The sequence below is a fragment of the Brevibacillus sp. AG genome (genome assembly GCF_028369215.1).
GTDB classification, from domain to species: Bacteria; Bacillota; Bacilli; order Brevibacillales; family Brevibacillaceae; genus Brevibacillus; species Brevibacillus porteri.
Genome location: NZ_JAQMYO010000003.1, coordinates 91,959 through 104,473 on the forward strand (window position 1 = coordinate 91,959; position 12,515 = coordinate 104,473).

Annotated in this window: 17 protein-coding genes; 10 read left to right on the plus strand and 7 right to left on the minus strand. The window is 46.1% G+C overall.

What is annotated here, in order from left to right; translation table 11 throughout:
• Nucleotides 1-14: 14 nt before the first annotated feature.
• On the minus strand, nt 15-377 hold the full coding sequence (locus tag POF51_RS09330) for a VOC family protein (RefSeq protein ID WP_069846772.1): 363 nt from the start codon (nt 375-377) through the stop codon (nt 15-17).
• Between the two features lie 205 nt (nt 378-582).
• On the opposite strand from POF51_RS09330, the gene POF51_RS09335 reads away from it, so the two are divergent.
• The 3 genes from POF51_RS09335 (at nt 583) to eutH (ending at nt 3,282) form a co-directional block, all read left to right on the plus strand.
• A complete protein-coding gene (locus POF51_RS09335; RefSeq protein WP_069846774.1) occupies nt 583-1,182 on the plus strand; it encodes a nitroreductase family protein in 600 nt (199 codons plus the stop codon).
• A 251-nt stretch (nt 1,183-1,433) separates the two neighbouring features.
• Nucleotides 1,434-1,634 (plus strand): cold-shock protein, encoded by a 201-nt coding sequence (locus tag POF51_RS09340; RefSeq protein ID WP_007725380.1) that lies wholly within the window; start codon nt 1,434-1,436, stop codon nt 1,632-1,634.
• Nucleotides 1,635-2,007: 373 nt separating this feature from the next.
• Nucleotides 2,008-3,282 carry an ethanolamine utilization protein EutH gene (gene eutH, locus POF51_RS09345; protein ID WP_017250064.1) on the plus strand — a complete coding sequence of 425 codons (1,275 nt, stop codon included), beginning with the start codon at nt 2,008-2,010 and terminating at the stop codon, nt 3,280-3,282.
• Between the two features lie 40 nt (nt 3,283-3,322).
• On the opposite strand, the gene POF51_RS09350 is transcribed toward eutH, so the two are convergent.
• The 3 genes from POF51_RS09350 to POF51_RS09360 all read right to left on the minus strand — a co-directional run bounded on the left by POF51_RS09350 (nt 3,323) and on the right by POF51_RS09360 (nt 4,924).
• Nucleotides 3,323-3,967, minus strand: a complete 645-nt coding sequence (locus POF51_RS09350) for a DUF2625 domain-containing protein (protein ID WP_069846777.1) — start codon at nt 3,965-3,967, stop codon at nt 3,323-3,325.
• Nucleotides 3,968-3,986: 19 nt separating this feature from the next.
• Nucleotides 3,987-4,313 carry a YnfA family protein gene (locus POF51_RS09355; protein ID WP_069846779.1) on the minus strand — a complete coding sequence of 109 codons (327 nt, stop codon included), beginning with the start codon at nt 4,311-4,313 and terminating at the stop codon, nt 3,987-3,989.
• Between the two features lie 125 nt (nt 4,314-4,438).
• Complete coding sequence (locus POF51_RS09360; RefSeq protein ID WP_069846782.1) at nt 4,439-4,924, minus strand: SRPBCC family protein; 486 nt, start codon at nt 4,922-4,924, stop codon at nt 4,439-4,441.
• A 240-nt stretch (nt 4,925-5,164) separates the two neighbouring features.
• Between POF51_RS09360 and POF51_RS09365 the strand changes: the two genes are divergently transcribed.
• Together POF51_RS09365 and POF51_RS09370 are read left to right on the plus strand one after the other, a co-directional pair.
• Nucleotides 5,165-6,046: a YitT family protein gene (locus tag POF51_RS09365; protein ID WP_017250060.1), complete on the plus strand. Its 882-nt coding sequence runs from the start codon at nt 5,165-5,167 to the stop codon at nt 6,044-6,046.
• Nucleotides 6,047-6,206: 160 nt separating this feature from the next.
• Complete coding sequence (locus POF51_RS09370) at nt 6,207-6,701, plus strand: GNAT family N-acetyltransferase (protein ID WP_069846785.1); 495 nt, start codon at nt 6,207-6,209, stop codon at nt 6,699-6,701.
• Nucleotides 6,702-6,757: 56 nt separating this feature from the next.
• Here POF51_RS09370 and POF51_RS09375 read toward each other — a convergent pair whose 3' ends face one another.
• Both POF51_RS09375 and POF51_RS09380 read right to left on the minus strand, forming a co-directional pair.
• Nucleotides 6,758-8,497 carry a sensor histidine kinase gene (locus POF51_RS09375; RefSeq protein ID WP_069846788.1) on the minus strand — a complete coding sequence of 580 codons (1,740 nt, stop codon included), beginning with the start codon at nt 8,495-8,497 and terminating at the stop codon, nt 6,758-6,760.
• Nucleotides 8,494-9,210 (minus strand): response regulator transcription factor, encoded by a 717-nt coding sequence (locus POF51_RS09380; RefSeq protein WP_069846790.1) that lies wholly within the window; start codon nt 9,208-9,210, stop codon nt 8,494-8,496. The genes POF51_RS09375 and POF51_RS09380 overlap by 4 nt, the downstream gene beginning before the upstream one ends.
• A gap of 108 nt (nt 9,211-9,318) precedes the next feature.
• On the opposite strand from POF51_RS09380, the gene POF51_RS09385 reads away from it, so the two are divergent.
• Genes POF51_RS09385 through POF51_RS09400 form a run of 4 tightly spaced genes read left to right on the plus strand, consistent with a single transcriptional unit; the run spans nt 9,319 to nt 11,355 of the window.
• The gene (locus tag POF51_RS09385; protein ID WP_083261613.1) at nt 9,319-10,032 is read left to right on the plus strand and encodes an ABC transporter permease; all 714 of its coding nucleotides are present in this window, start codon (nt 9,319-9,321) and stop codon (nt 10,030-10,032) included.
• A complete protein-coding gene (locus POF51_RS09390; RefSeq protein WP_069846793.1) occupies nt 10,032-10,952 on the plus strand; it encodes an ABC transporter ATP-binding protein in 921 nt (306 codons plus the stop codon). The genes POF51_RS09385 and POF51_RS09390 overlap by 1 nt, the downstream gene beginning before the upstream one ends.
• Entirely contained in the window at nt 10,942-11,139 is a 198-nt protein-coding gene (locus tag POF51_RS09395; protein ID WP_069846795.1) for a hypothetical protein, read from the plus strand. Before POF51_RS09390 ends, POF51_RS09395 begins: the two co-directional genes overlap by 11 nt.
• A 30-nt stretch (nt 11,140-11,169) precedes the next feature.
• A complete protein-coding gene (locus tag POF51_RS09400; RefSeq protein WP_069846798.1) occupies nt 11,170-11,355 on the plus strand; it encodes a hypothetical protein in 186 nt (61 codons plus the stop codon).
• Nucleotides 11,356-11,411: 56 nt separating this feature from the next.
• Here the strand turns inward: POF51_RS09400 and POF51_RS09405 are convergent, their stop codons facing one another.
• Nucleotides 11,412-12,116, minus strand: coding sequence for an HAD family hydrolase (locus tag POF51_RS09405; protein WP_069846800.1), 705 nt, complete (start codon nt 12,114-12,116; stop codon nt 11,412-11,414).
• A gap of 98 nt (nt 12,117-12,214) precedes the next feature.
• Here POF51_RS09405 and POF51_RS09410 point away from each other — a divergent pair, with 98 nt between their 5' ends.
• Nucleotides 12,215-12,511, plus strand: coding sequence for a hypothetical protein (locus tag POF51_RS09410; protein WP_069846802.1), 297 nt, complete (start codon nt 12,215-12,217; stop codon nt 12,509-12,511).
• The last annotated feature ends 4 nt before the right edge of the window (nt 12,512-12,515 follow it).

Genomic DNA, 12,515 nt, shown 5'->3' on the forward strand with positions numbered 1-12,515 from the left:
GGTCTTCACTCCGCTTATCCTTTTAGCAAATAGCTGTTGCCATCTTCATCCTGAAAAGTCGCATAGGTCCCCCACTGCATCTTGTTCAGTTCTCCTTGAAAAACAACACCGTTTGTGCGCATCGTTTCGTACGTCTTTTCAATTTCTGTACATTCAAAAACGATCGAGGCTATTTGTTCCTGCCAGTTGCTCATCATACTTTTCGGATAGAGTACCAAAGCAGTCTGTGCACCTGCTGGTCCTACCTCCAGCCAACTGCTGTTTGGTCCCATCGGGTGCTCTTGCTTGACTTCAAATCCAACCTTTTCTGTCCAGAACACTTTTGCGCGTTGTTGATCTTCTACGTAAACAGCTACCGTTGCCATTTTGGTAATCATCATTTCCTCCTTACTAACTCGAACCTTATCATCCCATTCTAACCGAAAAAAAGTTTACTTATCGCTATCAGCACACCCAAATGTTGACAGCAGCTGCACAAGAATTTATATTTAATTACGAAATGTAAGAAACCATGCATTGAATAAGCTTCTCCCTTTCAATGCATCATGTTAGTGTAAAAACAAGTTGCAGGAGGAATGCAGAGTGGGTAAGGATTTTATTGCAGCCGTAAAAGATAGAAGAACGTACTATGGGATCAGCAAGGAAAATGTTGTATCTGATGAGCGTATTAAAGAAATCGTGCAGGAAGCAGTAAAGTACACACCATCCTCATTCAACTCCCAAAGCGCTCGCGTTGTTGTCCTCTTGGGTGCGGAGCACGATAAGCTGTGGAACATTACCAAAGAAACACTGCGTAAAATCGTTCCCGCTGAAAATTTCGGGGCCACGGAAGAAAAAATGAACGCTTTCGGTAGCGGCTACGGCACTGTTCTTTTCTTTGAAGACCAGAGCGTCGTCGAAAACCTCATGCAGCAATTCGGAGCGTACAAAGATAATTTCCCGATTTGGTCCGAGCAATCTTCCGGTATGCTTCAATATGTTGTGTGGACTGCGCTGGAAATCGAGGGCTTCGGTGCTTCCTTGCAGCATTACAATCCACTCATCGATGAAGAAGTCCAACAAACGTGGAACCTCCCGAGCGAATGGAAGCTGCGAGCACAAATGCCTTTTGGCAAACCAACCGCTCAACCAGGTGAAAAACAATTCCAGCCTTTGGATGAGAGAGTGAAGTTCTTTTCCTAAGTAACAGTTTGTTCAATGTTCGTAATGGACGGCTCTGATTATTTCGTACTCGGGCCGTCCTTTCGTTTATTGAGCGATTGCTTTCCTCTTTCTTCTGTGATAGTATTAGCTTAAACAAAAGATTCTTATTTAAAGCGTTCACATATTGTAAAGGGTTTACACTTATGTTTGAACCTTTTACAATGTGTGAATTTTATTTTATCCATAAATAAAAGTTACATATTCATTTTATTTTGTTGGAGGTAACACCCATGCAAACAGGTACAGTTAAATGGTTCAATGCAGAAAAAGGTTATGGCTTCATCGCAGTTGAAGGCGGAAACGATGTATTCGTTCACTTCAGCGCAATCCAAGGCGACGGTTTCAAAACCCTCGAAGAAGGCCAACGCGTTGAATTCAACGTGGTTGAAGGCAACCGTGGACCACAAGCTGAGAACGTAACAAAACTGTAAATTACACATAAAGCTGCCCTTGCGAATAACAAGGGCGGCTTTTTTTTCCAACTTTTTTTCTTCGCAAAATTCGTTCTTTGTTCCTAAAGAGCAGTTGACAATAGCCATGCCTCCCCATATAATCACTTTATAATGCAGAGTAAAGCAACGGCGCTTTCTAGCATAAGTTTCTAAAATGACACAATAAAATAAACACCATTTGTATTTTTTGTTTATTTTTAGCGAGCTATGAAAGCGGTTCCAGCTGGTTGTTATTGCCATTACCTGTAAACAAGTTCATACAAAGTAAGCAAAGGCGCTTAGGGTCTATCTCATTCATTGATGAGATCCTAAGTGCTTTTATTGTTTACATCCGCAAAAAGGTGGGATATCCATGGAGCACATTGGAAGCGTCATTATTTACATCATCATGTTATGTGCAGTGATTGGTGCCATTGCCGCGATTCGCAACGCCGATGAGGGTCTCGGTAAGGAGTTCATGGAAGGGATTCACTCAACAGGTTACATCTTCGTTCCTGCTGCCGGTATTATGGCATCCCTACCGTACATCTCTTGGTTCGTAGAAAAAGCGGTATCACCCATCTTCAACAAAATTGGAGCAGATCCTGCGATTGCGGCAACTGCGATTCTCGCATCTGACATGGGTGGCTATCAGTTGGCAAACCTCCTGAAGACCTCCACAGAAGGATGGGTTATGGCGATGATCGTCGGTCTGATGGCCGGTGCTACGATCGTGTTCTCCATCCCAATGGGACTTGCTATGTTGGACAAGCGCGACCATAAATACATGGCGCTTGGCGTAATGTCCGGTATTTTGACTGTTCCGATTGGTGCTTTTATCTCTAGTGCCATTCTTGTTTTGACAAATGCAGAGGTTCGTGCTGAAATCTCGACGAACGCTGAATCGACTTATGCTTTTGCCATTGGCTTCGGACAGGTACTTCTGAACCTTTCACCGATTTTGTTCTTCGTACTAGCGATTGCTGCTGGTCTGCGTTTCCTGCCAGACTTGATGATTAAAGGCTTCATGATTTTCGGGAAGACAATGGATGCAGCTATCAAGCTCGTTCTCGTATTCTCGATCGTGCAACACTTTACTGGCATCTTTACAAAGATTTTCGGAGCTTGGGGCTTCGATCCAATCATCGCAGATCCAACCGATCAATACCGTGCGTTGGAGACCGCTGGTTACATCGGTATCATGCTCGCAGGTGCGTTCCCAATGGTTTACATGCTGCGTAAATATGCAGCGAAGCCACTCGAAGCATTGGGTAATAAGCTGGGCATGAGCCCTTCTGGTAGTGCAGGCTTGCTCGCAACTAGCGCGAACATCCTGGCTATGTTCCGTCTCATTCGTTCCATGCCGCCAAAAGACAAAGTTATCAACATTTCCTTCGGGGTTTGTTCCGCTTTCTTGCTGGGTGACCACTTGTCCTTCTCGGCAAACTTCCAACCGAACATTATCTTGCCGGTTATGATTGGTAAATTGGGTGCAGGTATTATCGGGATTGCTTTTGCTTACTGGCTCTCCGTTCCGAAAGCACTTGAACTAGAAAAACAAGATCGTGCTGCGGGAATTATCGGTCCAGATGAGTACTTGGATCATCATAATAGCGCTCAAGCTGAAGTTGCAGCAACCAAACAATAAAAGCAAAAGAGCGGTCCTTCGTGGGCCGCTCTTTTTTCCTTTACACAACCTTCTGGTTCATCTCCCAAATTTCCCATGCAGGTACCGGCCTTTTTGAGCACCCCTCCATCGTTAATTCACGCGCTTCTTTTGACCACAAAAAAGGATAGATCGCGAACATTTCATCCCCTTTTAGCTTGGAAACGTCCTTCTCCCAATCCTTCCAGAAAAATGTCGCATAAAACGTATGGATATCCCCCGTCATTGCCCAGTGCAAAAAGTCGGTATAGCCAATCTCAAGATCCTCCCATGTGAGACTGTCCGGCGCGAAATACCATATGCCGCCTACCGAATCTGGAAACATTCCACCATTAATCGCAAAGAATCCCCCTATGACATCGTCTGCTACCAACAGCATCTGATTCATGGCACATTGCTGATTCCAAGAAGTGATGGAACGGGGTAAATGAGGATGGCCGGACCCTAGAATCCGGAGCCAGCCTTGATGAATCAGAATCCCGCCTGTTTCAAAAGCAACAGCCCCTAGAGTTGACCTCGTCGTTACTTGTAAATCAACAAGCTGTTTTTTCCCTTTCTCCTGTTCAGATGGGAGAAGGGTAATCTTTCGGTCTGATGCTGACTGCCATTTTTTTATCTCTTCGATCGCTGAATCCTTTTCGCAGTACAATTCCTCGAAGCTTTTCATTTCAGCCTCCACTCCAAAGTTATTGGTGCGGCGCCCATAAGATGACGCTCACTCCGATCAGGCAGATAATAGCGCCTACCCAGTCATACAAATCAGGTGTCTTTTTATCCACCAGCCATCCCCAAAAAACAGCAAGAATGATAAAGACCCCTCCATAGGCGGCATATACCCGCCCGAAGGAAGGGAAGCTTTGAAGCGTAGGAATGATTCCGTACAACACCAGGATCAGCGCCCCGACGATACCGTACCAGTATGGCTTGGACTCCTTTAGCCAAAGCCATACCAAATATCCCCCGCCGATTTCGGCCAATCCCGCTAAAATAAACAATAGTATCGATACCGTCATCCATGTTTCCTCTTTTCCTATCAAAACGAGTAAGTGCAAAGATCACGTCTATTATCTGATTGTCCCTCATAGTCTGTATATGTAATCATCACATTGGCTCGCCATGACGGACGAATCTTCAAAATCTACCCTTGATGGGCAGCCTGTGGAGAGCAGCACAGATCTCCTTTGCCCGATTCAAGTGCAGATTTCAGGCTCCCCAAAACATGAGACCAAGCCATTTCGTGCCAGCCCCGAGCCTTTTCCCACTCCTCTCCCTCTTTCCAACCGAAATGCTCGACCAATACTTGCGTTTTCCCCTCTGCTTCAGACAAGGTGACAAGCACGTAAGTCAAGGCATCCTCGTGATTCATGGTATCTGCGAATTCATCCGGTCCCTTCCATGTAAAGCCCAAACGCTCCTTTGGTTCAAAATGGGTAATGATGCACCCTTTCGTCCCCATTTGGTCGCGATTGGCTGGATTGAAGTATAATTCGTACGTTCCGCCCAGATACGGCTCAATCGTTGCATCAGGCGCAAACCACTGAACAAGCCGTTCCTTTCGTGTCCATGCCCACCAAACCAGCTCTATGGATGATGATACTTCTATCTCCGTTTTGAAGAAACCCATTAAACTTCCCCCCAACTATTTTCCTAACAGTTTGAAAATAGCAATTTCTGTATAACCAGTCAATACAAACACTCGCTATCTCCACTTTCACGCCTGAACGAGATTTTAAGCGTATAAATGAGTCTGAACAAGTCTGAATGGAATATTTTTTACTAAAAAGTGTAATTGTGCAGTAATCGCATAAGAATGAATGCTATAATAGCTAAGTAAGTAAAAAATTTCACAATGGGGAGAGGAACGATGGAACAACCACTTGCAAAATCGACTCATCAGAAATTACCCATTGGAAAATTGCTCAAGAGGGTCTTCGGTATCCTGATTGGTGCTTCCCTGTTCTCGGTAGCACTCGAGATTTTTCTCGTACCGAACAATATTATCGACGGTGGAATCGTAGGTATCTCGATTATTACCTCGCATCTGTCTGGATTGCCTCTTGGCGTTTTCCTTTTCGTGCTTAACTTGCCCTTCTTAATCATAGGGTACAAGCAAATCGGAAAAACGTTTGCACTCTCGACCCTCTTTGGGGTTACGATCATGTCAATTGGAACGACACTCCTTCACCCTGTCCCAGGGCTAACGGATGATCCCCTGCTTGCAGCTGTATTTGGCGGCATACTTCTCGGGATTGGTGTAGGACTTGTTCTTCGCTATGGAGGCTCTCTGGATGGTACAGAGATCGTCGCTGTACTACTTAACAAGAAATCTCCGTTCTCCGTTGGTGAGATCGTTATGTTCATGAACTTATTCATTTTGAGCAGTGCCGGATTTGTATTCGGTTGGGATCGCGCGATGTACTCGCTGATCGCCTACTACATTGCATTCAAAATGATCGATCTGACCATCGAAGGCTTCCAGGAGTCGAAAGCGGTATGGATCATTAGCGACAATCACAAGGATTTGGGAGATGCGATTGTTGCTCGTCTGGGCCGTGGTGTGACCTATTTAAATGGTGAAGGCGGCTATACTGGAGACGACAAGAAAGTAATTTTCTGCATTATTACACGATTAGAAGAAGCCAAGCTGAAGCTGATCGTGGAAGAAGTTGACGAGAATGCCTTCTTGGCTGTCGGCAATATTCACGATGTGCGCGGTGGGCAGTTTAAGAAGAAAGCGATTCATTAGAGGGAAAAAAGTGTACCCTATAGAGCAGACTTTTGAAAAAGTCGTTCTATAGGGTATTTTTGTAATTACGTTCTATAAAGAAATGTCTACCATTTGTTTCCACAAGCTGATAAATAGAGTACGATATTCGTATCACTCATGGATGAAGGAGGTTTTCTCAGTGAATCACGCATTCTCGATAGAACGAGTTCCTTTTGAACAGAAGCACGCTCTCAAGCAACTGTTGGAGCTGTATACGTACGATTTCACTGAGTTTGAGCCTTTCGAAGTAGATGACAACGGCTTGTTTGGCTATGACTACTTTGAGAAGTATTGGGTAGAACCAGAACGCCATCCCTTTTTTATCAAGGTAAATGGTAAGCTGGCCGGGTTTGTCCTTGTCCGCATGCTCACAAGCTCTGGTCCAAATTTGCCATCGATCCACTCCATTGCCGAGTTTTTTATCATGAAACGCTACCGTCGGCTGGGGATCGGAAAAACGGCCTCCCATCAAATCTTCAAAATGTTCCCAGGTGCCTGGGAAGTCTTTCAATTGGAAAACAACATGCCTGCTATCGGCTTTTGGCGTGCCAGCATCCGCGATTACACAGCCAATCACTATCAAGAGCGTCAAGAGGATGGCAAAGTCATTCAAACGTTTATTTCGAAACCGTAATACTAGAAAAAGCCAAGGGACAATGCGAATCCCTTGGCTTTCCTTATAGAAACCAGCTAGCTGGTGACCGCAGGAAACGTCATTACGACAACAGTTCCGCTACCTAGCTTGCTGTCCACCGTAATCTCTCCCCCGTGAGCCAAGACGAGCTGCTTGGCTATCGCCATCCCCAGCCCCGTTCCACTGGTATTCTCTCCTGTATGCCCACCTCGGTAGTATCTTTCGAACAGATTGGCCAGTGTCGTCTCATCCATCCCCGGACCATCGTCGGCAATTTTGACCACAAATTGATCTGCTGCAATTGACTGTACCTCTACGAGCACGTGTGTACCTGTCGGAGTATACTTGATCGCGTTTGTCAAAATGTTGACGATGATGCGGCGAAACCAGATTGGATCGACCTCGGCTGTTATCGATTGGACATTCGCCGAAAATTCGATGTCATGCAAAGAAGAGCTCGGATCGTTCACCATATCCACCACAATCCTGCGAATGGTTTCTACGATCGCGACAGGTTGTTTGACCATCGGCAAAGCTTGGTTCTTAAGTCGATAGGTCAAATTCAAATCCTCAATCAGCCCGTTCATGTAGTCTGACTTTTCCCGTATCGTTTTCCCAAATTCGCTGACTTCTTTTCTGTCCCACTCATACTGTTCGGACTCCAAAAAGGTAGCATAACCGTAAATCGAGCTCAGCGGTGTCTTAAGATCATGGGAGAGCCCAGTAATCCATTCCTCTCGCGTCTGCTCGATCTCTCGTTGAAGCTTTTCATTGGAACGCAAGGTTTCACTCAGATGCCGGAGAGCGTCAAACACATCCTTGAACACACGAAATGACTTCTTTTCTTTCCCACGCCAATTCCTTCCGATTGGTTTTCCTTTTTTCCCGATGGGCTCCTCATAGCGACCTTGGGCCAGTCTTTCCAGCCAATTCACCATATGCAAGAGCGGCTTACCTACCCGCCAAGCATACCAGCTGCCTGCGAATAAAACGACCAGGATCAAAACAATACCGATCTGAAGGAACGTTTCCTTGACCATGGCATCCTCAGACGTCTCTTGGACACCAGACTGATAGGTTGGATTCGGAATGCCCACTACGTATGTCAAATCGCTATTTTTGTCATATCTGCTAGTGATATGAACAGGAACATTTTTGGCTGTCTCACCATTCTGAAGAACTTCCGTCATGTCTAACTGGGCGGAAGCGTTCGGGTGATTCCATTGATGGATGAGTTTCCCCGCACGATCGTATACCAAGTACCATGCCTTTTCTTGGGAAAAGCTTTTGTTCAACTCGTTCCATGTCTCCTTGCTCTTTCCCGTTTTTGCTGCGATCAGGCGCTTCATCATTTCTTTTTCGGGAGCGGGTGTTCCATAAAGGATGATAATGTTCTCGTCAAATTGGTTAATGACCCAATGTGTGATGTGATAATGAGAAGCATCACGATTTTCTACATAAGCGATCCACTCCCCTGGCCCAAATTGACTGGGAACATCAGCAGGTGTCCGATAGTTGTACAGAATTTTGCCGTGCTTGTCGATGATCTGCAACCAGCCTTGATGTCTCGCCACGCTCTTCTCGATTTCCGGCTCGACGTGAATACGCTCCCCCTCATAATCAATCTTCAACGTCAAATCAGACGCATCCAGCCTGGACAAATCGATGGACAATTGCTCGTTCATGATCCGCCAGCCTAACCCCAGCATCGCGATAATCAGAAATAGCAGTAAAACGAGGAGAAATCCGAACAGCTGCCGGACATATTGAAAGATCAGCTTATTCCGCAAATTCATGACTGTCTTGCCGGGCTAACCAGCTTGTAGCCCAGCCCTCTCACCGTGACCAGGAGCTTTGGCTGTCCCGGATTTTCTTCTATGCGCTGGCGCAGCTTGTGAATGTGCACCATGACTGTATTTTCATCAAACATCCCGTACTCGTCTTTCCATACATGATCGTATATTTGTTCTTTCGTAAATACTCGGTTTGGATTCTGGCAGAAGAAGACGAGCAAGGAAAATACTTGCGCCGGGCAGTCTACTCGCTCTCCGTTCACGAACAGCTCGGCTGCCTCCGCATTTACGTGAAAACGTCCAAAATCAAAGCGTTTTTCTTCCGTCGATGGAGCAGATCCCCCCAAGGTTCTGCGCAGATGAGCCTTCATCCGGGCAACCACCTCTAACGGATGAAACGGCTTCGTAATATAATCGTCCGCTCCATAAGCGAATCCACTTAATTTATCAAAATCCGTGCCCTTTGCTGTCAGAAAAAAGATTGGTGCCTTTGTTCGCTGGCGCACTGCTCCGCACAGCTCAAAGCCATTTTTATCAGGCAGCATCACATCCAGAATCAACAAGTCGTATGTCTTCTCCTCCACAAGACGAATCGCCTCTGCTGCTGTCGTACATGTATCGATCTGGACAAAGCCTTCCTTTTTCAGCACTGTTTGGAGCATCTGCAAAATCGCTTCTTCATCATCTACCAGCAAGATTCTTGCTTCTTTCTCCATATCCGTTCCCTCCCCTGCTGTCATTCATTCTACCATGAGAAACGACGCCAACAAAAAAGATAAGGAAATGGTAAGGTAGCGTTTTAGTAGGGGAAAGGTCTGGCCATTATGATGAAGGAGAAAGGAGCGGATTCACCTATGTGGGCTATTTGCCAACACGAATTTTTTCGGTTGTTTAAAAGTATCAAATCGTTAATTACCGTTGCCTTTATCGTAGGCATCTCGTACTTGGTTTCTGACCTCGTCAATCAGGCAGCAAGCTTTCTGCCACAACAGGAGCTGGCGCAGGGACATGCGCTTGGTATCTTTGTACTTATCATGCTGTTTGGGCCGTTGTTTGTATTCAGCCTGTCCCATGATGTCATAAATCGTGAGCTAGCGGGCAGGACGATTCGCTTTCTCGTCACCCGGACTTCACGCAATCAGATCATTTTAGGGAAATTTCTCGGAGTGGCGTTCTTCTGGCTAACCTGCATGCTTATTACGTTTGGCGTAGTTTTAGCCACCGTGCAAACGTTTGACGCCAAGACCTTTTACCTCTGCGTATCCCTGCTTATCTATTGCATCTCGCTGGCACTGCTGCTCTCGCTCGTGATACCTCGCCCCAGCTACACAATGTTTTTGGGAATTGTGATCGCACTGATTATGCCAGGTCTCGGTCTGTGGAGCACCTTCTCCAGTCACCCAGCAGCACCATGGATTAAATATTTGACACCCTTTTCATTTATGGAAAAAGGTGGCGCCTGGACCGGCTTCATATGGCTCTATGCAGCAGCTTTTCTAATCGCTTCTATGTACTTATTCCGACGGAGGGATTGTTAATGGCAATGATCGAGACCATACAGTTGAACAAGCGCTTTGGCAATCGCACGGTCGTGAATGACGTCAGTCTTACTGTGCACAGCGGGGAGATTTTCGGATTCCTCGGTCGAAACGGCGCAGGAAAATCGACCTTTATCAATATGCTGACAGGTATTCTGATTCCGACAGCAGGCACCATTCGCATGTTTGGAGAAGATGCCCATACAGAGGGATGGAAAAAACGAATTGGCGTACTGCCGGATTACTCCACCTTCTACGACCATCTCTCTCCTGCGGAGCACCTGCACTATTTCGCTCAGGTAAAAGGCGTCACACTGACAAAGGAAGAATGCATGCGTATCCTGACAGCCGTTGAGCTTGAGGAGCATGCATCCCGCAAAGCCAAAACCTTTTCCTTCGGGATGAAAAAGAAGCTGGGTATTGCCCAAGCATTAGTCGGAGACCCAGAGCTCATCTTCCTTGATGAACCTACTTCTGGCGTAGACGTCGAATCAGCCCTGCATATTCAAAATTTGCTGCGCAAGCTCCATCAACAAGGAAAAACGATCTTCATGACCTCGCACAATTTGAATGAAGTCGAGAAAATCTGTACCCGCATCGCCATCATGAAAAGCGGAAAAATCAGTTCACTCGGCACTCTCGATGAGTTGCAAGCTGCCCATCAGGCATGGAGATCTGTGCATGTGCGCCACTCGGCTTTTGCTACAGAGGATTCTGGAAACCTGCGCACCTTTATTGAGTCACTCGGGCGCAATACGATTTGGGAAGACGGGCGTCTCTCGATCCAGGTCGATGATGATCAAAAAGTGGCAACCCTCGTTCGTGCTCTTGTTCAGGGACGCGTGGATATTTATGGCGTGAACGTTGAAGTACCTTCGCTCGAACGAATCTTTATGGGGGAAGAAGCTCATGATGCTTAATCTCGTTTTTGCCCTGCTTCTATCCGGGATGCTGCTTTTCAACATCTCGATAGGAAAAAGCGTGACCACCGGAAGTATGTCAATCACGATTGGCCTGATTGTCCTCAATCTCATCTTTTTCATCACAAAGTACAGGAAGAGTCAGCATGAAAAAATGAAAGATCAGGTTAGTAGAAACCATCGATAATCAGGCTCATGTAAATGGGGGAAGATTCGCATGGCCAGTAGATATCTGGAGTTTGCCGTTATCCTGACAGGGATGTTACTGTATAAAATCTTTTTTGGAAATCTTACACCGGGAGCTATTGGGATTTTAATTGGGCTGATTATTGTTACTCTCATCCTTTTCATGAGAAAGCAGTACGCAAAACGTGAGGAACAAAAGAAGCAAGAAAATACTTAGAAAAAAGCAGCTTGATTGCCACCGAAAACAGCTATGGGGCAACGGGCTGCTTTTTTCTACAAGATTGCGAGAAGTTGATCCAGTCGTTCAATGACAGCGAATGGCTGATGCTCGGAAGTAGGCTTCTTCCCACCTGGATTGATCCAAACCGCTGAGAAGCCTGCGTCCATCGCGCCTGCTACATCTGCCTCCCACGTATCTCCAACGAACAGCACCTGCTTGCTCTCAACACCGAGTTTTTCACGAACATGTTCATATATGCGTAGATCAGGCTTATGATGTCCGATGATTTCGGAGATAAACACCCGCTCCCGAGGAAAATACGCAGACAAACCCAACCGCTCCACTTTGATAAAAGCCATATCGACAGGGCCATTGGTGACAATCCCTAGCGTATGCTCTTCTGCCAACTTCGCAATGGTAGACTGAACAGTGACATCTGGCTGGACTGCATCCATACATGCCGCCTGATAGGCGCGTTGAAAATCGTCGACCTGCTCCACTTCAATCTGTCGGTTACAATCAGCCATGGCTCGCTGAAAACGTAACCTTCTGTATTGCGTAAAATCGTAGCGTTTGGCAATCACATCGACCCACAAATCATCTCCGTGGCGCCGCAGAGCCTCAAGGAATTTCTCTTGGTCTAGTTCTGCTGTAAGTGCATGGGCCGCGATCGTCTGCTGCATCCCTTTCTCCCAGCAAGCTGAAAAATCGAAGAGAGTGTCGTCGAGATCAAATAGGATTGTTGTAAATTTGGACATGGCTGAGTTGCGTCCCCTTCCCTTTTTCTTGCTGTTTCATTGTGCATATGACTCTGTCTTTTGTTATGATCATTGTAACGGAAAAAGGAGGTGGAAACATGTCTAACGAAAAACTGGATATTTTGATAGAGGGTATGAATGAGTTGCGTTTGGTTGCTCATGCTCTTATGGATCGGCAGGACGAATTGGATGCCAAGATGGAAGCTTTGACTATGGAAGTTCACCAGTTAAAAAACGATGTTGCCGAACTAAAGCAGGATGTTGCTGCGTTAAAGCAGGATGTTGCTGAGTTAAAGGAAGGTCAAGATCGCCATGAGCGTATCTTGGAGACATTGGCGCTGCGTGCTCTCGAATGGAATAATTTCCGCCGCGATTTCATTCGCAAGTCATCCTGATCCC